Annotated in this window: 25 protein-coding genes; 8 read left to right on the forward strand and 17 right to left on the reverse strand. The window is 71.0% G+C overall.

Annotated elements, in window-relative coordinates; genetic code table 11:
• Positions 1-23 precede the first annotated feature (23 nt).
• Positions 24-332 carry a hypothetical protein gene (locus V4Y03_RS17990; RefSeq protein ID WP_024757447.1) on the reverse strand — a complete coding sequence of 103 codons (309 nt, stop codon included), beginning with the start codon at positions 330-332 and terminating at the stop codon, positions 24-26.
• A 361-nt stretch (positions 333-693) separates the two neighbouring features.
• Between V4Y03_RS17990 and V4Y03_RS17995 the strand changes: the two genes are divergently transcribed.
• Both V4Y03_RS17995 and V4Y03_RS18000 read left to right on the forward strand, forming a co-directional pair.
• Positions 694-1,728 (forward strand): C40 family peptidase, encoded by a 1,035-nt coding sequence (locus tag V4Y03_RS17995; protein WP_442809743.1) that lies wholly within the window; start codon positions 694-696, stop codon positions 1,726-1,728.
• A 220-nt stretch (positions 1,729-1,948) separates the two neighbouring features.
• Positions 1,949-2,677, forward strand: coding sequence for a phosphatase PAP2 family protein (locus tag V4Y03_RS18000; protein ID WP_332435561.1), 729 nt, complete (start codon positions 1,949-1,951; stop codon positions 2,675-2,677).
• Between the two features lie 121 nt (positions 2,678-2,798).
• Here the strand turns inward: V4Y03_RS18000 and V4Y03_RS18005 are convergent, their stop codons facing one another.
• Positions 2,799-2,963 (reverse strand): hypothetical protein, encoded by a 165-nt coding sequence (locus V4Y03_RS18005; RefSeq protein ID WP_332435562.1) that lies wholly within the window; start codon positions 2,961-2,963, stop codon positions 2,799-2,801.
• Between the two features lie 130 nt (positions 2,964-3,093).
• On the opposite strand from V4Y03_RS18005, the gene V4Y03_RS18010 reads away from it, so the two are divergent.
• Positions 3,094-3,936 carry a hypothetical protein gene (locus V4Y03_RS18010; protein WP_332435563.1) on the forward strand — a complete coding sequence of 281 codons (843 nt, stop codon included), beginning with the start codon at positions 3,094-3,096 and terminating at the stop codon, positions 3,934-3,936.
• A 117-nt stretch (positions 3,937-4,053) separates the two neighbouring features.
• Positions 4,054-4,239, forward strand: a complete 186-nt coding sequence (locus V4Y03_RS18015; protein ID WP_317877258.1) for a hypothetical protein — start codon at positions 4,054-4,056, stop codon at positions 4,237-4,239.
• Positions 4,240-4,279: 40 nt separating this feature from the next.
• Here V4Y03_RS18015 and V4Y03_RS18020 read toward each other — a convergent pair whose 3' ends face one another.
• Entirely contained in the window at positions 4,280-4,636 is a 357-nt protein-coding gene (locus tag V4Y03_RS18020) for a metal-sensitive transcriptional regulator (RefSeq protein ID WP_317877259.1), read from the reverse strand.
• A 192-nt stretch (positions 4,637-4,828) separates the two neighbouring features.
• Here V4Y03_RS18020 and V4Y03_RS18025 point away from each other — a divergent pair, with 192 nt between their 5' ends.
• Positions 4,829-5,449, forward strand: coding sequence for a DUF47 domain-containing protein (locus tag V4Y03_RS18025; protein ID WP_317877260.1), 621 nt, complete (start codon positions 4,829-4,831; stop codon positions 5,447-5,449).
• 6 nt (positions 5,450-5,455) lie between these two features.
• A complete protein-coding gene (locus V4Y03_RS18030; protein ID WP_317877261.1) occupies positions 5,456-6,454 on the forward strand; it encodes an inorganic phosphate transporter in 999 nt (332 codons plus the stop codon).
• A gap of 95 nt (positions 6,455-6,549) precedes the next feature.
• Here the strand turns inward: V4Y03_RS18030 and pstB are convergent, their stop codons facing one another.
• The 11 genes from pstB to mshD form a co-directional block, all read right to left on the reverse strand.
• Positions 6,550-7,326: a phosphate ABC transporter ATP-binding protein PstB gene (gene pstB, locus V4Y03_RS18035; RefSeq protein ID WP_189834428.1), complete on the reverse strand. Its 777-nt coding sequence runs from the start codon at positions 7,324-7,326 to the stop codon at positions 6,550-6,552.
• A 50-nt stretch (positions 7,327-7,376) separates the two neighbouring features.
• Positions 7,377-8,450, reverse strand: a complete 1,074-nt coding sequence (gene pstA, locus V4Y03_RS18040) for a phosphate ABC transporter permease PstA (protein WP_317877262.1) — start codon at positions 8,448-8,450, stop codon at positions 7,377-7,379.
• Complete coding sequence (gene pstC / locus V4Y03_RS18045; RefSeq protein ID WP_317877263.1) at positions 8,447-9,430, reverse strand: phosphate ABC transporter permease subunit PstC; 984 nt, start codon at positions 9,428-9,430, stop codon at positions 8,447-8,449. Before pstC ends, pstA begins: the two co-directional genes overlap by 4 nt.
• A 103-nt stretch (positions 9,431-9,533) precedes the next feature.
• Positions 9,534-10,676 (reverse strand): phosphate ABC transporter substrate-binding protein PstS, encoded by a 1,143-nt coding sequence (gene pstS / locus V4Y03_RS18050; RefSeq protein WP_317877264.1) that lies wholly within the window; start codon positions 10,674-10,676, stop codon positions 9,534-9,536.
• A gap of 383 nt (positions 10,677-11,059) precedes the next feature.
• Positions 11,060-11,503 (reverse strand): NUDIX hydrolase, encoded by a 444-nt coding sequence (locus V4Y03_RS18055; RefSeq protein WP_332435564.1) that lies wholly within the window; start codon positions 11,501-11,503, stop codon positions 11,060-11,062.
• Entirely contained in the window at positions 11,500-12,609 is a 1,110-nt protein-coding gene (locus V4Y03_RS18060; RefSeq protein ID WP_332435565.1) for a CHAD domain-containing protein, read from the reverse strand. Before V4Y03_RS18060 ends, V4Y03_RS18055 begins: the two co-directional genes overlap by 4 nt.
• On the reverse strand, positions 12,596-14,860 hold the full coding sequence (locus V4Y03_RS18065) for an RNA degradosome polyphosphate kinase (protein WP_332435566.1): 2,265 nt from the start codon (positions 14,858-14,860) through the stop codon (positions 12,596-12,598). Before V4Y03_RS18065 ends, V4Y03_RS18060 begins: the two co-directional genes overlap by 14 nt.
• Before the next feature lie 210 nt (positions 14,861-15,070).
• Positions 15,071-16,018 (reverse strand): ABC transporter permease, encoded by a 948-nt coding sequence (locus tag V4Y03_RS18070; RefSeq protein ID WP_332435567.1) that lies wholly within the window; start codon positions 16,016-16,018, stop codon positions 15,071-15,073.
• Complete coding sequence (locus V4Y03_RS18075; RefSeq protein ID WP_317876436.1) at positions 16,015-16,857, reverse strand: ABC transporter ATP-binding protein; 843 nt, start codon at positions 16,855-16,857, stop codon at positions 16,015-16,017. Before V4Y03_RS18075 ends, V4Y03_RS18070 begins: the two co-directional genes overlap by 4 nt.
• Positions 16,854-17,237: a GntR family transcriptional regulator gene (locus V4Y03_RS18080; RefSeq protein WP_332437214.1), complete on the reverse strand. Its 384-nt coding sequence runs from the start codon at positions 17,235-17,237 to the stop codon at positions 16,854-16,856. Before V4Y03_RS18080 ends, V4Y03_RS18075 begins: the two co-directional genes overlap by 4 nt.
• Before the next feature lie 97 nt (positions 17,238-17,334).
• Positions 17,335-18,261 carry a mycothiol synthase gene (mshD, locus tag V4Y03_RS18085; RefSeq protein ID WP_317876434.1) on the reverse strand — a complete coding sequence of 309 codons (927 nt, stop codon included), beginning with the start codon at positions 18,259-18,261 and terminating at the stop codon, positions 17,335-17,337.
• 162 nt (positions 18,262-18,423) lie between these two features.
• Between mshD and V4Y03_RS18090 the strand changes: the two genes are divergently transcribed.
• Both V4Y03_RS18090 and V4Y03_RS18095 read left to right on the forward strand, forming a co-directional pair.
• The gene (locus tag V4Y03_RS18090) at positions 18,424-20,250 is read left to right on the forward strand and encodes a bifunctional metallophosphatase/5'-nucleotidase (protein ID WP_332435568.1); all 1,827 of its coding nucleotides are present in this window, start codon (positions 18,424-18,426) and stop codon (positions 20,248-20,250) included.
• A gap of 114 nt (positions 20,251-20,364) precedes the next feature.
• Positions 20,365-21,222: a phosphatidylinositol-specific phospholipase C domain-containing protein gene (locus tag V4Y03_RS18095; protein WP_332435569.1), complete on the forward strand. Its 858-nt coding sequence runs from the start codon at positions 20,365-20,367 to the stop codon at positions 21,220-21,222.
• 138 nt (positions 21,223-21,360) lie between these two features.
• Here V4Y03_RS18095 and V4Y03_RS18100 read toward each other — a convergent pair whose 3' ends face one another.
• From V4Y03_RS18100 to V4Y03_RS18110, 3 genes are read right to left on the reverse strand one after another with little or no spacing between them, the layout of a single operon-like run.
• Positions 21,361-22,752, reverse strand: coding sequence for a sensor histidine kinase (locus V4Y03_RS18100; RefSeq protein WP_317876431.1), 1,392 nt, complete (start codon positions 22,750-22,752; stop codon positions 21,361-21,363).
• The gene (locus tag V4Y03_RS18105; protein WP_056553567.1) at positions 22,749-23,477 is read right to left on the reverse strand and encodes a response regulator transcription factor; all 729 of its coding nucleotides are present in this window, start codon (positions 23,475-23,477) and stop codon (positions 22,749-22,751) included. The genes V4Y03_RS18100 and V4Y03_RS18105 overlap by 4 nt, the downstream gene beginning before the upstream one ends.
• Before the next feature lie 44 nt (positions 23,478-23,521).
• Complete coding sequence (locus tag V4Y03_RS18110; RefSeq protein WP_332435570.1) at positions 23,522-24,595, reverse strand: S1C family serine protease; 1,074 nt, start codon at positions 24,593-24,595, stop codon at positions 23,522-23,524.
• Positions 24,596-24,792: the final 197 nt, after the last annotated feature.

Raw genomic sequence — 24,792 nt, forward strand, 5'->3', positions numbered from 1 at the left:
GGAGGGCGGGGTCCGACGGGGAATCAGACGGCCATCCCGTACACGATGGTGAACAGCGTCCCCAGTGAGCCGATGATGAAGACTCCGGTCAGGCCGGCCACGATCAGGCCCTTGCCCTGTTCCGCGCTGAACGTGTCCCGGAGGGCGGTCGCGCCGATGCGCTGCTTGGCCGCTCCCCAGATGGCGATGCCGAGGCAGAGCAGGATGGCCACGGCCATCACGACCTCGATCATCACCTTGGCCTCGTTGCCCAGGCTCCCGAAAGGCCCCCAGTTCGGGGCGATTCCACCGATGATGGTGGTGATGTCGCCTTTTTCAGCCGCCAGGTACATGTAACTCACCGCCCCTGTGGGGTAGTTGGTTGGCCCTGCCGGACGGCATGGGTCATCGCCCTATCTTCGCTGATGAAACCGCCCGCGTGTGACGGCTTGGCGGCTCTCTTTACCCGATCCCCGCACATCTGACCGACTTGACCGTCTTGACCTGCGGTGGTGCGGCCGGTTTCTACGCAAGGAAGCGTATGGTCACTCTGTGTATCACGGAGAGTGACTCCGGGCAATGATTGTCGTTGTTGCACTCTTGGGGCGGCGTCAGGGGGCGGGGTGACCGGGGGGTGTCGCGCAAGCGGCCCCGGCGGGCGCCGCGCGGCCTAGACTGTCCCTCGGGGGCGTACTGCCATGAGCCGAGGGGTGGTTGACGGTGCGTAGGGCCGGCAAGGCGTGGCTGGTGGGCGGTGGGGCGTTCGGGGTCTGTCTCGGCTTCGTCGTCCTGATCGTCGTCGGTACGTACTCGGCGGCCGCCGGTCTCGTCGGCGGCGCCGGAGGTACGAAGAACGGGACCGTGGCCCTCGCCAAGGGTTCCGTACCGGCGCTCTACCAGGGGCTCGTGCAGCGGTGGGGGAATCTCTGCCCCGCCATCAACCCGGCGCTGCTCGCCGCCCAGCTGTACCAGGAGAGCGGCTGGAACCCGCGGGCCGTCTCCTCGGCGGACGCCCGGGGCATCGCCCAGTTCATCCCCAGCACCTGGGCCGGTCACGGCGTGGACGGCGACGGGGACGGGGACCGGGACATCTGGGACCCCAAGGACGCGATTCCTTCGGCGGCCTCGTACGACTGCGAGCTGGCCGGCTATGTGAAGGACGTGCCCGGGGACCCGGCGAACAACATGCTGGCGGCGTACAACGCGGGCGCGTACCGGGTCATCAGGAACGGCGGGGTCCCGCCCATCAGCGAGACCCAGAACTACGTGCGGATCATCCGGTCCCTGGAGAAGAGCTTCGCCCGGCCGCTGGGCCGGGTCGATCCGTCCCGGCAGGCGGCGGGCGCGATCCACTACGCGCAGCAGAAGCTCGGCACCCCGTACCTCTGGGGCGGCACCGGGACGGCCTCGCAGAACGGCCGGTTCGACTGCTCCGGCCTCACCCTGGCCGCGTTCGACAGCGTCGGCGTCCAGCTGCCGCGCGTCGCCAACGACCAGTACAACGCCGGGCCGCACCCCTCGCGTGACGAACTGCTCCCCGGCGACCTGGTCTTCTTCTCCGACGACCTGACCGACTCGCGGGCCATCCGGCACGTCGGCATCTACGTCGGCGGCGGGTACATGATCGACGCGCCGCGCACCGGGGCGGTGATCCGCTTCGACCGGATCGACACCCCGGACTACTTCGGGGCGACCCGGGTCACCAAGGAGGGTGCGGCGGCGCTGTCGACCCATCTCCCGGAGGCCTGAGCGGAGGAGACGGACCGTCGGGGCCGTACCGGACATGGCCGGAACTCTCCGTCATGCACGGGCCCTGAGCTGCGGAGAACCGTCACTCTTCGATAACGTCGTCATGATCCACCGGAGAGACGGAACGTGCGCCTCGGGCGACTCGTTCCCTGATCCGAGCGCTCTGGCCACGGGGGTTGGAAACCAGACACACAGACACGAGAGCAAGGGGCCGCAGCAGATGGCTGGACTCGCATCGGACGGTTCGAACCCCGATGTCGGCCTGCTCTACGACATCAACGGGCTGGCGAAGGCCGCCCCGCCCTGGTTCGACCGTGTCATGGAGTTCGTCGGCGAGTACGGGATCATGCTCGCGATGGTGCTCGTGATGCTGTGGTGCTGGTGGAGCGTCCGTCGGCGCGGCACCCTCGCCGACTCCGTCTCCGCCGTCGCCGGCCTCGTCTGGGCCCCGCTGGCCGCCGGCATCGCGCTCCTGGTCAACATCCCCATCCGCGGCTTCGTCGAGCGCCCCCGGCCGTTCAGGGAACACCAGGGCCTTGAGGTCCTCGTCGAGGGGAAGACCGACTTCTCCTTCGTCAGCGACCACGCCACCCTCGCGATGGCCCTCGGCGTCGGGGTCTTCGTCGCCCACCGCAGGTTCGGGCTCGTCGCCATCGGCCTGGCCCTCGCCGAGGGCTTCGCGCGTGTCTACATGGGGGTGCACTACCCGACCGACGTCATCGGCGGCCTCGCCCTGGGTACGGCGGTGGCGCTGCTCCTCGCGCCGCTCGCCCTGGCGCTGCTCAACCCGCTGCTCTCCGCCGTCGCCCGCTCGGGGCGCGGCGCCCGGCTGGTCCGCTCCCGCCGGGCCGAGGGGCCGCGGCGCCCGGAGACGGTCGGCATCCCGGAGCCGCGCGTCAACGGCCCGGCCGCGGGGCCGGACAACGGCCGGAACGACCTCGCGGCGTAGGTAGCGGGTCCCGGATCGGGCGTCGTCGCCCGCCGCCCCGCCCGGACCTCGTCGCCCGCCGCCGCCCCGGACCTCGTCGCCCGCGCGGGCAGGCTCGGACCTCGTCGCCCGCGCGCCCCGCTCAGACCTCGTCGCCCGCCGTCGTGCGCAGGTGGTCCGCCGCGTCCGTGCGGGCGCGGTCCCTGGATCTTCGCGCCGGACCCGTCCAGCCGCAGCTGCAGCGTGCCAGCGCGAACGAGCCGCGTTCCGTCGTCGTCGTTTGGTGGAGGGAGGACTGCGCGTGCACCCCACCACCGTACTGCGCGTGACGGTGCGCCCGGACCGTCGTTATGGGATCGGGTGCCCCCGGACCCGCGGGGCCCGTGGGGAGGGGGGTCCCGGCCAAACAGCGGTGAGGCGTTGGGGGTTGGCAGACGATGGTGGTGCATCGGTACGGGCGTCCGCACGGTCGTGGCAGCGGGGCGTTCGCCGTCACCGCCGTCCTGGTCGGTTCCCTGGTGGGGGCCGGGGCGGTCACGGGGTGCGCGGCCCCCGAGGACCCGAAGCCGACGGGCGACCCCGCCCTCGTCGTACGGAACGCGGCAGAGGTGCTGACGAGGGCCGGCACCTCCAAGGCCAGCACCTCCATGGAGATGGCCGCGGGCGGGACCCGGGTCACCATCCGGGGCGAGGGCGGCTACGACTTCCGGCGCCGTACCGGCCGGCTCCAGGTGGTGCTGCCGAAGGACGCGGCAGGGACGAGCGAGCACCGGCCGATCACCGAACTGCTCACCCCCGGCGCCCTCTACATGAAGAACCGGGGGGCGGGGGTGCCCGCCGACAAGTGGGTCCGGGTGGACACCACGACCCTCGACGACGGGAACCTGGTCACCGGCGGGGCCACCGATCCGGCCGCCGCCGCCGAGCTGCTGCGGGGCGTCCGGGAGGTCGCGTACCTCGGCGAGGTCGATCTGGCAGGGGTGAAAGTCAGCCACTACCGGGGGGTCACGGACATCGCCCGTGCCGCCCGGTTCGCCTCGCCGCAGCTGCGGGGGGCGCTCGCCGCGGCGGCGAAAGGGTTCGCCGAGGACACCGTGCCCTTCGACGCGTACTTCGACGGGGAGGGGCGGCTGCGGAAGGTGCGCCACCAGTTCAGCTTCAGCAACCGGGGGCGTACGGTCGCGGTCGCGTCGACCACCCTGCTCTACGGCTTCGGCATCCCCGTCGAGGTGACGCTGCCGGACCGCCGTGACATCTACGCCGGGAAGATCAAGGCCTGACCTGGGCCGCCGCCGCCGGGACCATCGGCAAATGGTCCGGACGTGTCATGCGCGGTGTGTGTCGCCGTCCCTACGCTGGGAGACCGCTGGGAGACCGACGCCGGCAGGAAGAGGTGGATGCGCGTGGCCCCGCCCGGTACAGCGACCGTGCCAGCAGACCCGGACCGCGTCGCCCTCGCCGAGATAGAACTGTGCGGCGAGCTGATCATCGCGGCCTCGGCCGCGGACGGGGAGCGGCTCAGTGCCGACCGCATCGACGAGGTGCTGCGGGTGGCGGCGGAGCGGGCCGCGGAGGACCACTGACGGTACGGCCCCGCCCACGCCGGCCGGCACGGGGAACGGCTCAGGTGCGCATCATGCGGGCGATGGCCTTGGTGGCCTCCTCGACCTTGGCGTCGATGCCCTCGCCGCCCTTGGTCGCGGCGTCCGCGACGCAGTGCCGCAGGTGCTCCTCCAGGAGCTGGAGCGCGAAGGACTGGAGCGCCTTCGTCGAGGCGGAGACCTGCGTGAGTATGTCGATGCAGTAGACGTCCTCGTCGACCATCCGCTGGAGACCGCGGATCTGGCCCTCGATCCGGCGGAGCCGCTTGAGGTGCTCGTCCTTCTGCTTGTGGTAGCCGTGCACACCGTGCCCGTGGTCGGCCGCCTCGACGGCCTCGACGGTCTCGGGGGTGACCTGGTCCGCCTCGGTGGTCGTCATCGCGTCCTCCCGTTGTCCATTAAGGGGGTGTATACCCCTCGTGGGTATATGGTACCGATCCCCGCCGATCCGGGCGGGGGTCCGTGCTGTTCACTGTGCCTGATGCGCGACACTGAGAGACGCCGGTTAGCCGTGGCCGGATGATGCGCCTAGCATCAGCCTGACCGAAACCCAGCACCCCGAGGACCTCACGTGCGATTTCGTCTGACCCCCAGGGAGACGAGCTTCTACGACATGTTTGCCGCGTCCGCGGACAACATCGTCACGGGCTCCAAGCTCCTGATGGAACTGCTCGGAGCGGAGCCTTCCGCCCGGGCCGAGATCGCGGAGCGGATGCGGGCAGCGGAGCACGCCGGCGACGACGCGACCCATGCCATCTTCCACCAGCTGAACTCCTCCTTCATCACGCCGTTCGACCGTGAGGACATCTACAACCTGGCGTCCTCCCTCGACGACATCATGGACTTCATGGAGGAGGCCGTCGACCTGGTCGTCCTCTACAACGTCGAGGAGCTCCCCAAGGGTGTCGAGCAGCAGATCGAGGTGCTGGCGCGGGCGGCGGAGCTGACCGCCGAGGCCATGCCGAACCTGCGGACCATGGCCAACCTCACCGAGTACTGGATCGAGGTCAACCGGCTGGAGAACCAGGCGGACCAGATCCACCGCAAGCTGCTCGCGACGCTCTTCAACGGCAAGTACGACGCCATCGAGGTGCTGAAGCTCAAGCAGATCGTGGATGTGCTGGAAGAGGCGGCCGACGCCTTCGAGAAGGTGGCCAACACGGTGGAGACCATCGCGGTCAAGGAGTCCTGAGGCTTCGTGGACACCTTTGCTCTGATCGTGACCATCGGTGTCGCGCTCGGCTTCACATATACGAACGGCTTTCACGACTCCGCCAACGCCATCGCCACCTCGGTGTCGACGCGTGCGCTGACCCCGCGGGCGGCGCTCGCCATGGCGGCGGTGATGAACCTCGCGGGTGCCTTCATGGGCCAGGGGGTCGCGCACACCGTCAGCAAGGGCATCATCGAGACGCCCACCGGCGACAAGGGGATGGGCATCCTCTTCGCCGCACTGCTCGGCGCGATCGTCTGGAACCTGGTCACCTGGTACTTCGGTCTTCCCTCGTCCTCCTCGCACGCCCTGTTCGGCGGCATGGTGGGCGCGGCGCTCGCGGGTGGCACGGAGGTCATCTGGTCGGGTGTCCTCGACAAGGTCGTCATCCCGATGTTCGTCTCGCCGGTCATCGGTCTGATCGTCGGTTACCTGGTCATGTGCGCGATCCTGTGGCTCTTCCGCAAGTCCAACCCGCACAAGGCCAAGCGCGGCTTCCGTATCGCGCAGACCGTGTCCGCGGCCGGCATGGCCCTCGGCCACGGTCTCCAGGACGCGCAGAAGACGATGGGCATCGTGGTGATGGCCCTGGTCATCGCGGACGTCCAGGGGGCCGACGCCCCGATCCCGGTGTGGGTGAAGATCGTCTGCGCCATGATGCTCTCGCTGGGTACGTACGCGGGCGGCTGGCGCATCATGCGGACCCTCGGCCGCAAGATCATCGAGCTGGACCCGCCGCAGGGTTTCGCGGCGGAGACCACCGGTGCGTCGATCATGTTCGGCGCCGGCCTGATGTTCGGCGCGCCGATCTCCACGACTCATGTCATCACCTCCGCGATCATGGGCGTGGGCGCGACGAAGCGCGTCAACGCGGTCCGCTGGGGCGTCGCCAAGAACATCGTGATGGGCTGGTTCATCACGATGCCGGCGGCGGCGATCGTCGCCGCCGCGAGCTACTACGTGGTGCAGCTGTTCTTCGGCTGAGCGGCTGAGGCAAATGGTCGGGCCCGGCTCCCCTGTGGGGGAGCCGGGCCCTTCGTCGTACGGTGGCACCGCCATGCAGCACCGCAGACGAGTCTTTATCCGAAGCGGCCGGAGATGTAGTCCTCGGTCGCCTGGACGCTCGGGTTGGAGAAGATCCGCTCGGTGTCGTCGAGCTCGATCAGCTTGCCGGGCTGGCCGACGGCCGCCAGGTTGAAGAAGGCCGTACGGTCCGAGACGCGGGCGGCCTGCTGCATGTTGTGCGTCACGATGACGATCGTGAAGCGCTCCTTCAGCTCGCCGATCAGGTCCTCGATCGCCAGCGTCGAGATCGGGTCGAGGGCCGAGCAGGGCTCGTCCATCAGCAGGACGTCGGGCTCGACCGCGATGGCGCGGGCGATGCACAGACGCTGCTGCTGACCGCCGGAGAGGCCGGAGCCCGGCTTGTTGAGGCGGTCCTTGACCTCGTTCCAGAGGTTGGCGCCCTTGAGGGACTTCTCGACGATCTCGTTGAGCTGGGACTTCTTGTACTTGCCGTTGAGCCGCAGGCCCGCCGCCACGTTGTCGAAGATCGACATGGTGGGGAAGGGGTTGGGGCGCTGGAAGACCATGCCGACCGTGCGGCGCACGGCGACGGGGTCGACGTTGGTGCCGTACAGGTTCTCGTCGTCCAGCATCACCTTGCCCTCGACACGGCCGCCGGGGGTGACCTCGTGCATCCGGTTGAGGGTGCGGAGGAAGGTGGACTTGCCGCAGCCGGAGGGGCCGATGAAGGCCGTCACGGAGCGGGGCTCGACGGTCATCGAGATGTCGTCGATCGCCTTGTGGGCGCCGTAGTAGGCGGAGAGGCCGCTGACGTCGATTCGCTTGGCCATATCAATTCACTTCCCGGGTGGCCCCGCTCGGCGGAGCCGAATGTCGAGGCCTAGCGGCCGGTCTTGGGGGCCTTCCAGCGGGCGATGCCGCGGGCCACCATGTTGAGGATCATGACGAAGGCGATCAGGACGAGCGCTGCGGCCCAGGCGCGGGCCACGGCTGCGTCGGTGCCGACCGCGTACTGCTCGTACACGTAGAGCGGCAGGGAGGACTGAGCGCCTTCGAAGGGGTTCGGGTTGATGAGCTTCGTACCGAACACGAGGAGCAGGACCGGGGCCGTCTCACCGGTGATACGGGCGACCGCGAGCATGACGCCCGTGGTGATGCCGCCGATCGCGGTGGGCAGGACCACCTTCAGGATGGTGCGCCACTTGGGGATGCCGAGGGCGAGGGAGGCCTCGCGGAGCTCGTTCGGGACGAGCTTGAGCATCTCCTCGGTGGAGCGGACCACGACCGGCATCATCAGGATGGCGAGGGCCATCGCGCCGGCGAAACCGGAGGGGCCGAAGCCCAGCATCAGGTTCCAGGTGGCGAGGACGAAGAGGCCGGCGACGATCGACGGGATGCCCGTCATGACGTCGACGAAGAAGGTGACGGCCTGGGCGAGCTTGCCGCCGCCGTACTCGACGAGGTAGACGGCGGTGAGGAGGCCGATCGGCGCGGCGATCACGGTCGCGATGGCGACCTGCTCGATGGTGCCGAGCAGCGCGTGGTAGACACCGCCGCCGGCCTCGGTGTCGAGGACGCCGTTCATCGAGTGGGTCAGGAAGTAGACGTCGAGGACCTGCGCGCCCTTGCTGATCGTGACCCAGCCGAGGGAGAGCAGCGGGATGACGGCGAGGACGAAGCACACCCAGACGAGGCTGGTGGCGACGCGGTCCTTGGCCTGGCGGCGGCCCTCGACCTTGGTGGTCACGGTGAAGGTGACGAGGACGAAGAGCAGCGCGGCGATCAGACCCCACTGGACCTTGCTGTGCCAGCCGGCGGCGAGGCCGATCCCGGCGCCCGCGGCGACGGATCCGGCGGCGACGGCGAGCGGGGTCCAGCGCGGGAGCCTGGCGTGGGAGAGGGACCCGGGGCGTGCGGCCACCGCGGTCGGACGTTCCTGTATGGCGTGGCTCATGCCGCGGCCCCCGAGTACTCCTTGCGCCGGCCGATGATCCAGCGGGCGGCGCCGTTGACCAGCAGGGTGATGACGAAGAGGACGAGACCGGAGGCGATCAGCGCGTCCCGGCCGAACTCGTTGGCCTCGTTGAACTTGGCGGCGATGTTCTGCGCGAAGGTGCCGCCGCCCGGGTCGAGCAGGTGGCCCGAGAGGACGAAGCTGGGGGAGAGGACCACGGCGACGGCCATGGTCTCGCCGAGTGCGCGGCCGAGGCCCAGCATGGAGGCGGAGATGATGCCGGAGCGGCCGAAGGGCAGCACCGACATGCGGATGACCTCCCAGCGCGTGGCGCCGAGGGCGAGGGCGGCTTCCTCGTGCATCTTCGGGGCCTGGAGGAAGACCTCGCGGGTGACGTTGGTGATGATCGGAAGGATCATGATCGCCAGCAGGATGCCCACGGTGAAGAGGTTGCGGGCGACGCCGTCGGCGGACTTGTCGAAGATGTACGTCCAGCCCATGTACTGGTCGAGCCACTGGTTGAGGCCGTCCAGGTACGGGACCAGGAAGATCGCGCCCCAGAGGCCGTAGATGATGCTGGGCACGGCGGCGAGCAGGTCGACCACGTACGCGAGCGGCTTGGCCAGCTTGCGCGGGGCGTAGTGCGAGATGAACAGCGCGATGCCGATCGCGACCGGTACGGCGATCGCCATGGCGATGACCGAGGACACGATCGTGCCGAAGGCGAGGACGGCGATGCCGAAGACCGGCGGGTGGCCGGCCGGGTTCCACTCGAAGGTGGTGAAGAAGTTGGCCTCGTCCTTCGAGATGGCGAGGACGGCGCGGTAGGTCAGGAAGGCCGCGATCGCGGCCATGATGACGAGCAGGGTGATGCCGGAGCCCTTGGAGAGGCCGCTGAAGATGCGGTCCCCGGGGCGGGCCGCGCTCTTGGCGCGCCGGCTCCTGTCCTTCTCTATGGCGGGTGGTGTCGTGGTAACCATCGGTTTCTCCGGTCTGCGGAGCCTTGCGGCTCCTGGCGGCGGTGCACCGGATGCCGGGGGCGGCCTCCTCCGCGGGAGGTGAGGGGCCGCCCCCGGTCGGGGGTCAGGACAGGGTCGGGACGATGGCGCGGACCTTGGCCGCGATCTCGGCCGGCATCGGCGCGTAGTCGGCGTCGGTGAGGACCTTCTGGCCCTCCTCGCTGATCGCGTAGTTGAGGAACGCCTTCAGGGTCGGCAGGGTCTCCGCCTTGTTGCCCTTGTCGCAGGCGATCTCGTAGGTGACGAGGACCAGCGGGTAGGCGCCCTCGGCCTTGGTGGTGTAGTCGAGGGAGAGGGCGACGTCGTTGCCGGTGCCCTTGATCTTGGCGGCGGCGATGGCCTTGGAGGCGTTCTCCGAGGTGGCGGCGACCGGGGCGGAGGCGCCGGTGTTGACGCTGACCGTGGAGATCTTGTTAGCGGTGGCGTGGGAGAGCTCGAAGTAGCCGATGGAGCCCTCGGCGTTCTTGACCGCCTGGGCGACACCGGAGGAGCCGTTGGCGGCCTGGCCACCCGGGGCGGGCCACGACTTGGTCTTCGGGTCGTACTTCCAGTCGGCCGCGGCGGCGGTCGAGAGGTACTTGCCCAGGTTCTGGGTGGTGCCGGACTCGTCCGAGCGGTGGAACGCCTGGATGGTGGAGTCGGGAAGCTTGGCGCCCGGGTTCAGCTTGGCGATCGCCGGGTCGTTCCACTTGGTGATCTTCGTGTCGAAGATCTTGGCGATGGTGGGGGCGTCCAGGACCAGGTTGTCCACGCCGTCCAGCTTGTAGCCGATGGCGATGGGGCCGCCGACCATGGGCAGGTTGATGCCGGTGCCGCCCTTGCAGATCTTCTTGGACTCGGCGACCTCTTCGTCCTTCAGGGCGGAGTCGGAGCCCGCGAAGGCGACCTGGCCCTGGTTGAACTTGGTGATGCCGCCACCGGAGCCGATGCCCTGGTAGTTGACCTCGACGCCCGAGCAGGCCGCCTGGAAGTTCTTGACCCAGAGGTCGACCGCGTTCTCCTGGGCGCTGGAGCCCGCGGCGAGCAGCTGGCCCTTGGCGCCGTCGCACTTGATGTTCGACGCCGCGGCGGAGGTCTTGGTGCCGTTTTCCTTGGCCGGCGTCTCCGCGTTGTTGTCCGAGCCACACGCCGAGAGGACGAAGGCGCCGGAGACGACGAGGGCACCGATCGCGGAGGCGCGAAGCCCGTTCTTGCGCGAAAGCTTCACTTTCGGGTGTTCCTTCCAGAAGCCGCCCTGTCGCGGACCGAGTGTCCTGAACGTTCTACGGCGGCGTGTGTCGGTTGGTGGTGCGTCGCTGTGCTCTGTGCACCGTGTAAGGCCGAAATTAGGCAGATCAGGTGAAGCGGTCGACCGAGGAGAGTGAACGGAAAGTGAACCGTGCCGGAAGCCCGGGTGCGGGGCCCTCGGGCGGGCGGCGGGAGGGGGCCGAGGGAGGGCTTCGAGGGGATGGATCAGGCCGGGGCGGCGGTGGGCGGGCACGCCGGTGGGGCCCAGTGGTGGGCGGGGCCGGCGGGGCTCAGCGAGGGTACGCGTCGGGCGGGCGCGGCTGTGGGCGCCGTGCCGGTTCGGTGGTGGGCGTCGAGCCTTGCTCAGTGGTGGGGGTCGCGCCCGGCCCAGCGGTGGTTCGTCGCGATCGCCGCGTCCAGGAGTTCGCGGTCCCGGGGCTGGGTGAGGCGGGTGCGGGCCTGGACCGGGGGCAGCCAGACGAGGGCGTCGACCTCGTGGCTCGGGACGAAGGCGCCGCCGAGGGTACGGGCCGCCCAGTAGTCGACCTCCTTGGGGCGGCCGTCCACCATGTAGTGGGCCGTCGGCAGCCGGGGGCCCAGGGCACAGCGCTGCCCCGTCTCCTCGTACACCTCGCGCAGCGCGCACGCCTCCGCCGTCTCGGCGCGCTTCCGCTTCCCCTTGGGGTGCGACCAGTCGTCGTACTTCGGCCGGTGTACGAGCGCGATCTCGATGCCGTGACCGGTGGGCGCCGGGCGCCAGAGCACGCACCCGGCGGCAAGGACCGGTTCCCGGCGCGGCTGCGTCACGGGACCGGTGCCGTTGTTCTTCGCCAGGCGCGCTGGAAGGCGAAGCGGGCCGCTTCGACCTCGTGGCGCTGGTCGGCGTGGAGGACTCCCAGGGCGTACGCGGTCGCCGGGGCGATGCGCGGGGTGCGGGCCGCGGCGGCGGCGGCCGAGGCGGCTTCCGCGGCGTCGCGGTGCCGGTCCAGGGCGCGGGCGGCCTCGTACAGGACCGAGTCGGGTTCGCCGCCGGTGTGCAGGGCCTCGGTGGCGTACCGGTGCAGCCGGAGCAGGAGCCGGGTGTGGTGCCAGGGCGCGTCCTGGCCCTCCCCGGCGGCGAGCGCGAGCGCCTCCGCGTTGTACGGGTGGGCCGCGCGGGTCAGGGGCAGCGCGGCCACCGCGTCCAGGAGGCGCCGCTCCGCGAGCTCGGCGGGCCCGTCCAGGACCTCGACGGCGGGCGCGGTGCCGACGGGGCCGAGCGGCACCTCGGAGGCGAGGAGCGCGACGGCGTCGGCGACGGCGTGGAACCGGGCCGAGCCCAGCGCCTGGAGGGACGCCGAGTGGGCGCGCGTCCGGGCCAGGGTGAGCTGGCGCTCCAGGAGGGCGCCGGCCCGTGCCGCGCCCACGGTGAGCCCGGCGGACTCGCTGCCGCGGGCGGCGGGGACGGGGCCGGGGGCGGGGCCCGCGCCGGGGGCGCCGATGGCGCCGCTGGCGGGGCGGGTGACGGTGCCGCCGCCGCCCGCCCCCTTGGACGCGCCCCTGCCCGAGGTCGTACCGATGACCGGTGACGGGCCTCCCGTGCCGTTCGACAGGCGGGACAGCGCGTCCACCAGGCGGAACAGCCGGGACGTGCAGGCCTGCTCCACGGCCAGCGTGCCCGACAGCCAGACCAGCTCGGTGCGGAGCTGGTCCGCCCAGGCCGTGTCCAGCAGCGGCCGGAACGTGTGGAGGGTGCCGCTGATCCGGCGGGCGGCGCCGCGCAGGGTGCGGGCCGCCTCCTCGGCCCCGGCCGTGTCCGAGCCGCTCTCGCCGTGGAGCCGCAGGCCGCGGAGGAAGTCCGCGGCACGGGCGTGCAGGTAGGGGGCCAGGACCTCGCCCGCCGAGACGTCCTGCGAGTGGTCAGGGTTGTGCACGCCGGCGCCTCCGCGCGTCGATGAGCATCTCCTGGACGTGCCGTAGGGGGCGGCCCTCGGGGTCGGTCGCGTGCCGCGTCCAGTTCCCGTCGGGGCCGAGGTGCCAGGAGGAGGTGGTGTCGGACATCCCGGTCTCCAGGAGCCGGGTGAGCGCCGCCCGGTGCGCCGGGTCGGAGACCCGTACGAGGGCCTCGATCCGGCGGTCCAGATTGCGGTGCATCATGTCGGCGCTGCCGAACCAGACCTCGGGTTCGCCGCCGTTGCCGAAGGCGAAGACCCGGGAGTGCTCCAGGAAGCGGCCGAGGATCGAGCGGACCCGGATGTTCTCCGAGAGCCCGGTGACGCCGGGGCGTACGGCGCAGATGCCGCGGACCCAGATGTCGACGGGGACTCCGGCCCGGGAGGCCTGGTAGCAGGCGTCGATGATCGCTTCGTCGACCATCGAGTTGACCTTGATCCGCACATACGCGGGCCGGCCGGCGCGGTGGTGGGCGATCTCCTTGGTGATCCGGGAGACCAGCCCGTCCCGCAGCGACTTCGGCGCGGTGAGCAGACGCCGGTACGTCTCGCGGCGGGAGTAGCCGGAGAGCCGGTTGAACAGGTCGGACAGGTCCGCGCCGACCTGCGGGTCGGCGGTCAGCAGGCCCAGGTCCTCGTAGAGGCGGGCCGTCTTCGGGTGGTAGTTGCCGGTGCCGACGTGGGAGTAGCGGCGCAGCAGCTCGCCCTCCTGCCGGACGACCAGCGACAGCTTGCAGTGGGTCTTCAGGCCGACGAGGCCGTACACGACGTGGCAGCCGGCCTCCTCCAGCTTGCGGGCCCACTTGATGTTGGCCTGCTCGTCGAAGCGGGCCTTGAGCTCGACGAGGACGAGGACCTGCTTGCCGGACTCGGCGGCGTCGATGAGGGCGTCCACTATCGGGGAGTCGCCGGAGGTCCGGTACAGCGTCTGCTTGATCGCGAGGACGTCCGGGTCGGCGGCGGCCTGCTCCAGGAAGGCCTGCACGGACGTCGAGAACGAGTCGTACGGGTGGTGGAGCAGGACGTCCCGCTCGCGCAGCGCCGCGAAGATGTCCGGCGCGGACGCGGACTCGACCTCGGCGAGGTCGCGGTGGGTGCCGGCCACGAACTTCGGGTACTTCAGTTCCGGCCGGTCCTGTCCGGAGATCCCGAAGAGCCCGGTCAGGTCCAGCGGGCCGGGCAGCGGGTAGACCTCGGCGTCGGAGATCTTCAGCTCGCGGACCAGCAGGTCGAGGACGTAGGGGTCGATGGACTCCTCGACCTCCAGACGCACCGGCGGGCCGAAGCGGCGCCGCATCAGCTCCTTCTCCAGGGCCTGGAGCAGGTTCTCGGCGTCGTCCTCCTCGACCTCAAGGTCCTCGTTCCTGGTCACCCGGAACATGTGGTGCGCCAGCACCTCCATGCCGGGGAACAGCTCCTCCAGGTGCGCCGCGATCACGTCCTCCAGGGGGACGTACCGCTGAGGGGAGGCCTCCAGGAAGCGGGAGAGCAGCGGGGGCACCTTCACGCGCGCGAAGTGGCGGTGGCCGCTGACCGGATTGCGTACGACCACGGCGAGGTTGAGGCTCAGGCCGGAGATGTACGGGAAGGGGTGCGCCGGGTCCACGGCCAGCGGGGTGAGCACCGGGAAGATCTGCTGCCGGAACAGGGTGAAGAGCCGCGCCTGCTCCTTCTCGGTGAGCTCGGGCCAGCGGATGAGGTGGATGCCCTCGTCGGCCAGGGCCGGGGAGACGTCCTGCTGGTAGCAGGCGGCGTGCCGGGCCATGAGCTCGCGCGAACGCGTCCAGATCAGCTCCAGGACCTCGCGGGGCTGGAGGCCGGAGGCGGAGCGGGTGGCGACGCCGGTGGCGATGCGGCGCTTGAGGCCGGCGACCCGGACCATGAAGAACTCGTCGAGGTTCGAGGCGAAGATCGCGAGGAAGTTCGCCCGTTCGAGGAGGGGGGTCGTCGGGTCCTCGGCGAGTTCGAGGACGCGCTCGTTGAAGGCGAGCCAGCTGCGCTCGCGGTCGAGGAAACGCCCCTGCGGCAGCTCGTCGCCGAGGGCGCCGTCGTCCTTGTAGGTGTCGGGATCCGCGTCGAGGTCGGCGTCGAGATCGGTGACGACGGTGCCGTTCACGATCTGCGCGCGATGCGCGGTTATGGAACCCAGGGACGGCGCGGAGGCCGTTCCGGACGACGGGGCGGACGACGTGGCGGAGGACTGGACCGGGACCTCGGCGGGCTGCTGGCTCATGGCCCCATTCTTCCGCGCGAAGGGGTGGTCGGGCGCGTCGGAGCGGGCCGTGGGGGAGGGAAGTCTCCCCTTGGGGAGGGCGGACACGGAGCGCTTCATTGCGTGAGCGTCGCAAGCGCGTCTGAATGGCCGGTAACGACGACATGTCGTACGGGAATCGGGGGCGGGGCCGTGTGCGGGCCCCGCGGCCCTTGGATTCGTACGGGTTTTCTACGGGTGCCGGGTGCGCAGGACGCGGAAGGCGAGGAACAGCGCGAGGGCGGCGAGGGCGAGGACGATGCCGGACTCGATGAGCTGGGTGGGCCAGAAGTGGGACTGGGGGTGGTAGTCGAGGTACCGGCCGACGATCTTCTCGTCGGTGCCGCAGTCGGCCCGGGGGCCGTCGGGGGCGCAGAACCAGCCGGGCAGCCTCTGTCCCGTGTCGGTGAGGAGCCCGGCCCCCATGATCAGGTCGTGGTCCGGCATGTGCGGGACGGAGGCGTTCACCTGGGCGGGGCCGGTGATCGTCACGACCGAGAGGAAGTCCCAGCGGAGGGCGCCGAGCGCGAGCAGGACGATGCCGACGATGCCGCCCGTCGCCGCCATGGCCACGAGCGTGCGGCGGATCAGCTGGCCGACGAGGGCGCCGACCGCGACGCCGAGGAGGACATACGCGGTGAGCGCCGTACCGACGACCTCGTAGACCCCTCGGTCTGCCCAGTGGAGCTGGGAGTGGCCGCCGACACGGGCCCAGCCGACCCAGAAGATCGCCGTCAGCGCGAGCATGGTCGCGAGGGCCGCGGCCCCCGCGGTCACCAGCTTCGAGCCGAGCCAGCGGGCCGGGCTGATCGACTGGGTGAGGGAGAGCTTGTACGTCCCCGATTCCAGCTCGCGGGCGACCAGAGGGCCGGCCACGAAGGCCCCGACGAGGAGTGGCAGGAAGACCATGCCGATGGAGAAGTACTCCATGGCCCAGCGGAGCATCCCGTAGCCGTGGTTCTCGTCGGAGGGGACCACGTACCCGCCCTGTACGTACGTGTCCGGGGTCTGCGCGTCCCAGATCCGCAGCCCGCCGATCGCCGCCAGGGCCAGGATTACCAGGACCCCTGCCAGCCACAGCGTCCGCCTGTACTGGCGGACCGTCACCCAGTAGGGGCCCTTCAGTGCGAGGGTGCTCATGCCGGGGCTCCTTCGGGGGCGCGGAGGTGGGCCAGGAGGAGTTCCTCCAGGGAGGGTTCCGTCGTCTCCCAGGGGCCTTCGACCGCGCCTTCGTGGCGGATCAGGGCGGTGAGCTGACGGCCTGTCGTGCGGGACTCGACGACCGTGTGCGGGGCGAGGTCGGCGACCGGGCCGGTGAGCAGGGTGTGGGCGGCGAGGAGTTCGTCGACGGGTCCGTCGAGCCGGATCCGGCCGCCGTGCAGCAGGAGGAGGTGGTCGCAGGCGCCCTCCAGCTCGGTGAGGATGTGGGAGGACAGGACGACGGTCGTGCCGCGCTCGGCGGCATCGGCCATGAGCAGGCCCATCAACTGGTGCCGGGCGAGCGGGTCGAGGTCGGCCATCGGCTCGTCGAGGAGGAGCAGTTCGGCGCGCTTCCCGAGGGCGAGCGCGAGGGCGACGCGGGTGCGCTGGCCGCCGGAGAGGTCGCGTACGAGGGCGCGCGGGTCGAGTTCGTCGGCGATGACCCGCAGGGCGGCGCTCTCGTCCCAGCGGCCGGGGTTGAGCTCGCGGCCCATGCGCAGGGTGTCGGCGATGCTGAGCCGGGGGTGGAGCGGCTTGTCCTGGGCGACGTACGCGAGGTGTTCGCGCGCGGGGGCCTGGATGGTGCCCTCGGTGGGGCGAAGGAGCCCCGCGGCGAGGGCGAGGAGGGTGGACTTGCCGGCGCCGTTGGGGCCGACGAGGGCGCAGATCCGCCCGGCGGGGAGGGCGAAGTCGCACTCCCTGAGGGCCCAGCCGCGGCCTCTCCCCCCGTATTTCTTGCCCAGGAGGCCGGCCTCCAGTGCGATGCCGTCTCTCGTCATTCGTCCCCCTCGAATTGTTCCCTCAGTACGGATGTGAAGAGCGCGGCCACGTCCTCCCGCTCCAGTCCCGCCGCTCGTGCCCGGTGGGCCCAGGCCGTGAGTTCGCCGCGTAGGGGCGAGTCGGCCGGGTTCGTGCCGAGCGTGGCGCGGACGAAGGTGCCGAGGCCTCGGCGGGCCTCGACCAGGCCTTCGCGTTCGAGTTCGCGGTAGGCCTTGAGGACCGTGTTGGGGTTGATGGCCGTCGCTTCGACGACCTCGCGTGCGGTGGGCAGTCGGTCGCCGGGCTCCAGGAGGCCCATCCGGAGGGCCTGTTTCGTCTGCTGGACGATCTGGAGGTAGGTGGCGACGCCACTGCGCCGGTCGATGCGGAACTCGACCACGATCCCTTCCACCACCCTTTCACTAATCAAGTAGTGGAATGGTGGTGGAAAGAAGGGGGCGGTGTCAACCGCCCCCCTGCGAACCGGACTTACGGGTCTACGACTCCGTGCGGTACATCAGGTCCACCTCGTGCGTGACGAAGCCGAGCCGTTCGTACACCGTCACCGCCGCCGTGTTGTCCGCGTCCACGTACAGCATCGCCGTCGGCAGCCCCTGCGCCGCCAGGTACCGCAGCCCGATCGCCGTGAGCGCCTTGCCGAGGCCGCCGCCCTGGGCGGACGGCAGGATGCCGACCACGTACACCTCCCCGAGCTGCTCCTCGCCGTGCGTCTTCGTCCAGTGGAAGCCGACCAGCTTGTCGTCCTTCTCCGCCAGGAAGAAGCCCTTCGGGTCGAACCAGGGCTCCGCCATCCGGTCGGCCAGGTCCCGCTGGGTGAGCGAGCCCTGCTCCGGGTGGTGGGCGAACGCGGTGGCGTTGACCGCGAGCCAGGCCGTGTCGTCCTGGCCGGGCACGAAGGTGCGGACGGTGACGCCCTCGGGAAGCGCCGGCTCCGGGATGTCGAGCGGGGCCAGTGGCCTCCGCAGCTGCCGCAGTTCGCGGAAGAGCGTCAGGCCGAGCACCTGCGCGAGGTGCCGGGCCGCCGACTTCCCGCCGTGCGCCCAGACGCGCAGCCGCTTGCCGGAGGCGGCGAGCAGGGCGGTGCCGAGCGCCCGGCCGTGGCCGCGGCCGCGGTGCGACGGGTGGACGACCAGCTCGGCGGCGGGGGCCTCGATGGGGTCGGTCTCCTCCAGCTGGGCGTAGCCGTAGAGGTGGGTGCCGACGGTGAGCAGGAAGTGGCGGACGCCTTCGCGGCTGCCGTGACGGAGGTAGAGCCGCCCCTGTTCGGAGACCGCGTGGACGCCGTCGGCGCTGTCCGAGGCCTCCAGCAGGTCCAGTACGTCCTGGATCTGCTCGGGCGTGAGCTCGTCATACGTGTGGATCTGCCGTCCCGGTTCGAGGGCCGGCGCCGCGTCGGAAGTCATGGGCACGACCTTACGGCGACACGTCGCCGCCCCGGGGAAAGGCGGCGGCAACTGTCTTGTAACCCGCTACCCCTGTTGCGCTACGCGCGTTGACTCTAGGCTGCACCGGCAGACGGGGGAGTATGTCAACGCCACAAAAGGGGCAAGGGGCGAGTGGGAGAGATGGCGACACCGAGGAAGAACAAGACCGTGCGGCGTGTTCTGGCCGCTGGGGCGGGACTTGCGACGGTCGGGGCGCTCGTCGCCACGATGCCGTCGGCCGGAGCCGCCGGCGACGCCTTCGCCGCCGGGCACGGCAACGGCAAGGGCTGGGGCCGGATGGTCGACGTCCAGCTGCTGTCCTTCAACGACCTGCACGGCAACCTGGAGCCGCCGGCCGGTTCGTCCGGCCAGGTCACCCGGACCAAGGAGGACGGCACCACCGAGAAGATCGACGCGGGCGGCGTCGAGTACCTGGCCACGCACCTGCGCCAGGCGCGTGAGGGGAATCGTTACTCCGTGACGGCGGCGGCCGGTGACCTCATCGGTGCCTCGCCCCTGCTCTCCGGGCTCTTCCACGATGAGCCGACCATCGGCGCCCTGAACAAGCTGGACCTGGACGTCACCTCGGTGGGCAACCACGAGTTCGACGAAGGTGCCGTCGAGCTGGCCCGGATGCAGAACGGCGGCTGTCACCCGACCGCCGGCTGCTTCGTCAAGGGCAAGGAGTTCGAGGGCGCCGACTTCCCGTACCTCGCGGCCAACGTGACGAACGAGAAGACCGGCAAGCCGGTGCTCGACCCGTACTTCATCTGGGAGAAGGACGGCGTCCGGATCGGCTTCATCGGCGTGACCCTGGAGGGCACCCCGAACGTCGTCACCGCCGAGGGCGTCAAGGGCCTCAAGTTCGGCGACGAGGTCGAGACGATCAACAAGTACACGAAGGTCCTGGAGCGCAAGGGCGTCAAGTCCATCGTCGCCCTGGTCCACGAGGGCGGCATGCCGGCCTCCGGCTCGTACAACTACGACTGCGACGGTGACGGCGACGGTGCGGGCGAGGGCGTCTCCGGCGCGATCGTCGACATCGCGAAGAACGTCTCGCCGCAGGTCGACGCGCTGGTCACCGGCCACACCCACCAGGCGTACGTGTGCAGCATCCCGGACCCGGCGGGCAAGCCGCGCCTGGTCACCTCGGCGTCCTCGTTCGGCAAGCTGTACACCGACACGACGCTGACGTACGACCGCGCCACCAAGGACATCGTGCGGACCGCCGTCGCCTCGGCCAACCACGTCGTCACGCGTGACGTGCCGAAGGCCGCGGACGTCACGAAGCTGATCCAGGACTGGCAGACGATCGCCGCCCCGGTCGCGAACCGTCCGCAGGGCTTCATCGCCGCCGACATCAACGGCCGCGGCTCCACGGCGTACGAGAAGCCGCTCGGCGACCTGATCGCCGACGCGCAGCTGGAGGGCCTGGCCCCGGCGGACAAGGGCGGCGCGCAGCTGGCCCTGATGAACCCGGGCGGCATCCGCTCCGACCTCGTCTTCAAGGCGTCCGGCGCCGAGGGCGACGGTGTGGTGACGTACGGCGAGTCCTTCACCGTGCAGCCCTTCACCAACATGATGAACGTGGTCGACCTGACCGGCGCGAACCTGATCACCGCGCTGAAGCAGCAGGTCAGCGGTTCGAACCTGAACTCCGTCAAGATCCTCCAGATCTCGAAGGGCCTCACCTACACGCTCGACATGACGAAGACGGGCGCGGACCGCGTCGTCGACGGCACGATCAAGCTGAACGGTGAGGCGATCGACCCGTCGAAGACCTACCGCGTCGCGATGAACGAGTTCCTCGCGGGCGGCGGCGACGGCTTCGGGGCCCTGGCCACCGGCACGAACAAGCTGGTCGGCGCCTCGGACCTGGATGTCTTCAACGCCTACCTGGCGGGCCGTTCCTCGGCGACCGCCCCGCTGCCGGTCCCGGCGGCGGACCGCATCACGGTCGTGAAGTAGCCCTCCCGGTCAAGGACCGAGGGGCACCCCGGGGAAGGGGGGTGGCGGACCGCCGGATTCGGCGGGCCGTCGCCCCCTTCCCTGTTTTGATCTGGACCTGTCATGCTGCGGCGCATGGAGCGACGAAGTTTTCTCGTGGGGGCCCTCGCCGCGGGGGCCGGAGTGATGCTCGGGGCGCCCGCCGCCTCGGCCGTGGATGTACGCGCGTGGATGGGGGCGCACGGAGACGGCACCCCCCTCCAGCGGCTCACCATCCCCGGTACGCACGACTCCGGCGCCCGGTTCGGCGGACCCTGGTCGGAGTGCCAGAACACCACCATCGGCCAGCAGCTGGACAGCGGCATCCGGTTCCTGGACGTCCGGTGCCGGGTGACCGGCGGCTCCTTCGCCATCCACCACGGCCCCTCGTACCAGAACATGATGTTCGGCGACGTCCTCGTCGCCTGCCGGGACTTCCTCGCCGCCCACCCCTCCGAGACCGTCCTCATGCGGGTCAAGCAGGAGTACTCGGAGGAGTCCGACGCCACCTTCCGCGCGGTCTTCGACGACTACCTCGACGGACGCGGCTGGCGCTCCCTCTTCCGGATCGGCAACGGGGTGCCGCTGCTCGGCGAGGCCCGCGGCAAGGTCGTCCTGATCGCCGACAACGGCGGGCTTCCCGGCGGACTGCGCTGGGGCGACGGCTCCACCCTCGCCATCCAGGACGACTGGAACGCGCTGCCCGACGCCAAGTACCCGAAGATCGAGGCGCACTTCCACACGGCCGTCGCACAGCCCGGCCGGCTCTACGTGAACTTCGTCAGCACCTCCGCCTCCCTGCCGCCCCGCTGGAACTCCGACCGCCTCAACCCGCGCGTGCACGGCTTCCTCGACGGCGCCGAGATGGCCGGCCGGACGGGCCTGGGAATCGTCCCGATGGACTTCCCCAACACCCGCACGGGCCTCGTGGAGGCCCTCCTCCGGCACAACTAGCGGCTCGGGGCGGGCGCGACCGGCTGCCCGCACGGCTCAGGACGGCTGCTCGGGCCTTCGCCTCGGGCCGGCCGCCCGGCTCAGGTCGGTGGCTCCCGGGACATCCGCGGCCGTGGGACCCCGATGCCCGCCGACCCCTCAGTACTCCGGCGGCGGTGTGGGCGCCCCCGGCAGTCGTACCGTCGCCACCGTCCCGCCGCCCTGTGCCGGGGCCAGGGTCACCGTGCCGCCCGCGTGGTCGATCGTGCGGGCCACGATCGACAGGCCCAGGCCCGAGCCCGGGAGGCTGCGGGCCGACGGGGAGCGCCAGAAGCGTTCGAAGACGTGCGGGAGTTCGTCCGGGGGGATGCCGGGGCCCTGGTCGCGGACCGTCAGTTCGCCGCGCATCAGGGTCACCTCGACCGTGCCCCGGGGCGGCGAGAACTTCACCGCGTTGTCCAGGACGTTGACCAGGGCCCGTTCCAGCGCCGCCGCGTCCGCCCGTACGTACCACGGCGCCAGGTCCGTGACGAAGGTGAGCTCAGGGCCGCGCAGCCGCGCGCGGTCCAGGGCCGTCCGCAGGATCGTGTGGAAGGGGACCACCGCGAGCGGCCCCGGCTCGGCCGTGTCCGGGCGGGCCAGTTCCTGGAGGTCGCCGATCAGCGCGGCCAGCTCCGTCATCTGCGCCTTCACCGAGGCCATCAGGGCCCGCCGGTCCTCCGGCGGGATGGCCCGGCCGGTCTCCTCGCTGCGCGCGAGCAGCTCGACGTTGGTGCGCAGGGAGGTCAGGGGCGTACGGAGTTCGTGGCCGGCGTCCGCGATGAGCTGGGCCTGCCGGTCCCGGGAGGTCGCGAGCGCCGCCGTCATCGCGTTGAAGGAGCGCGAGAGCCGGGCGATCTCGTCCTCGCCCTCCACCGGGATGCGGACGGTCAGGTCCTCGGTCGCGGCCACGTGCTCGACGGCCCCGGTGAGCCGGTTCACCGGCTCCAGACCGGTCCGCGCCACCCAGAGCCCGGCCGCGCCCGCGCCGACGACCCCGATCCCGGAGACCAGGAACAGCACCCAGCGCAGGGTGGACATCGAGTTGTCGATCTCGTCGAGGGGGCGGGCCACGGAGACCGCGAGCCCGATCGGGCCCTCCTGCGGGTAGGTGTAGACCCGCATCTCCCGTCCGGCGTCGTCCTTGACGGTGTGCAGCACGTACCCCAGCTGCCCCCGCGCCACCGCCAGGTCACCGGCCCCGGCCGGGATCGCGGCCTTCCCCGAGGTGCACACGCTGCCGTCGGCGAGGATCACCTGCACGGTGTACGAGCCCGCCACCGGCGGCGGCGTGGTGCCCTGCCGGCACAGCGCGAGCAGGCTCTGCACCCCGTTCGGGTCGAGCCGGGTGCCGCGCAGCGAGGAGTCCATCTCGGCCTCCAGCTGCGCCCGGGTGACGAACCAGCAGGCCAGCGACACCGCCGCCACCGCGACGGCCACCGCGACCGCCGTGAGCAGCGCGAGCCGCGAGCGCAGCGGCCGGGAACGGAACCACGTCAGGGGACCGGTCACTCCCCGCCTCCTCCGCGCAGCGCGTACCCGACGCCCCGCACCGTGTGCACGAGGCGCGGCTCGCCGCCGGCCTCCGTCTTGCGCCGCAGGTACATCACGTACACGTCCAGTGAGTTCGAGCTCGGTTCGAAGTCGAAGCCCCACACGGCCTTGAGGATCTGCTCGCGGGTGAGCACCTGGCGCGGGTGCGCGAGGAACATCTCCAGGAGCGTGAACTCGGTCCGCGTCAGCTCCACGGTCCGCCCGCCCCGGGTCACCTCGCGGGTGGCCAGGTCCATCCGCAGGTCCTCGAAGGACAGCACGTCGGCGTCGGCCGGGCCGCCGGACCGGGCGGAGGCGTACGAGCTGCGCCGCAGCAGCGCCCTGATCCGGGCGAACAGCTCGTCCAGCTCGAAGGGCTTCACGAGGTAGTCGTCCGCGCCCGCGTCGAGTCCGGTGACGCGGTCGCCGACGGTGTCGCGGGCGGTCAGCATCAGGATCGGCACGGTGGAGCCGGAGGCCCGGATGCGGCGGGCCGCGGTCAGCCCGTCCATCCGGGGCATCTGGACGTCGAGGACGACGAGGTCGGGGGCGTACGACTCCATCCGGGCGAGCGCGTCCAGGCCGTCGACGGCGTCCTGCGTCCCGTACCCCTCGAAGGCGAGGCTGCGGCGCAGGGCCTCCCGTACGGCGGGCTCGTCGTCGACGATCAGGATGCGTTCGGCTTCGTGTCGCTGGTCGGTCATGGGCTCAGCGTCGCACGCGGCCCGTTCGACGGCGGGTACGGCGTTCAGTTGCCGCCGCCCGCCCGCAGACCGTCCAGGTCGGCCTTCACGGTGTCGACCGGGATCGCGAATCCGAGACCGACGCTGCCGGCCGTCGAACCGCTCGAAGAACTGGGCGAATACATGGCCGAATTGATTCCGATGATCTCGCCGTTCATATTGATCAGCGCGCCGCCGGAATTCCCCGGATTGAGCGAGGCGTCGGTCTGGATCGCCTTGTACGTCGTCTTCGACGAGCCGGTGTCGCCGTTGAACTGCTGACCGCCGAACTCGAACGGCCAGCCCTGCCGCGGGTCGTACTGCTGCCCCTGCCCCTGCCCCTGCTGCTGGTCCTGGCCGTTCCCGTCCTTGGCGACGGTCACGTCCCGGTCGAGCGCGGAGACGATGCCGCTGGTGACGGTCCCGGTCAGGCCCTCGGGGGAGCCGATGGCGACGACCTGGTCGCCGACCCTGACGTCCTTCGAGGAGCCGAGGGTGGCGGCCTTGAGGCCGGAGGCGCCCCGCAGTTTGATGAGCGCCAGGTCCTTGTCGGGGTCGGTGCCGACCACCGAGGCCGGGTAGGACTTCCCGTCGCTGAGCTGCACGGTGATCTCGGAGGCGCCGGACACCACGTGGTTGTTGGTGACGATCTCGCCGTCGGAGGTGATGATCACGCCCGAGCCGGTGGACTTGCCGGCGTTCGAGCTCGCGGAGATCTCGACGATCGAGGGGGAGACCGCCTGGGCGACCCCGGCGACCGTGCCCGTGTTGCCGGCGGAGACGTTGGTGCCGCTCACGGCGGAGGAGGCGGCGGCGGGGGTGTCGGAGCCGAGCTGCTGGACCAGCGTCGCCGTACCGCCGCCGACCGCGGCGGCGGCGATGGCCACGGCGACCAGGAGACCGACCCCGCGCTTGGCACGGTGCCGGGCGCCGGGGGCGCCGCCGGCCGGGGCGGCGACGGGGGGTCCGGCCGGCGGCGGCACCTGCCCACCGGACGGCCAGACCGTGGTGCCGGGCTCGGTGGTGATCGGCTGCGCCGGGTCGTACGGCGGCCTCGGCGGGTGGTGAGGCTGCTGCGGCTGCTGCTGGAAGTCCGTCATGGGTACGACTCTCGGAGCCGTACATGAGAACCGTCTGAGGACCGGCTGAGAAGCCCGACAGAAGCCTGTATGCCCGATATAAGGGCGGGTCCTGCGCGGCTCCTCAGGGCAGAGGTCCCGCGCTGCTCCTCAGGGCGGCGATCCCGCGCTGCTCTTCAGGGCAGAGGTCCCGCGCCGCTCCTCAGGGCAGTGGTCCC

Origin of the sequence: Streptomyces sp. P9-A4, from assembly GCF_036634195.1 — a bacterium.
In the GTDB taxonomy this organism is placed as follows: Bacteria; Actinomycetota; Actinomycetes; order Streptomycetales; family Streptomycetaceae; genus Streptomyces.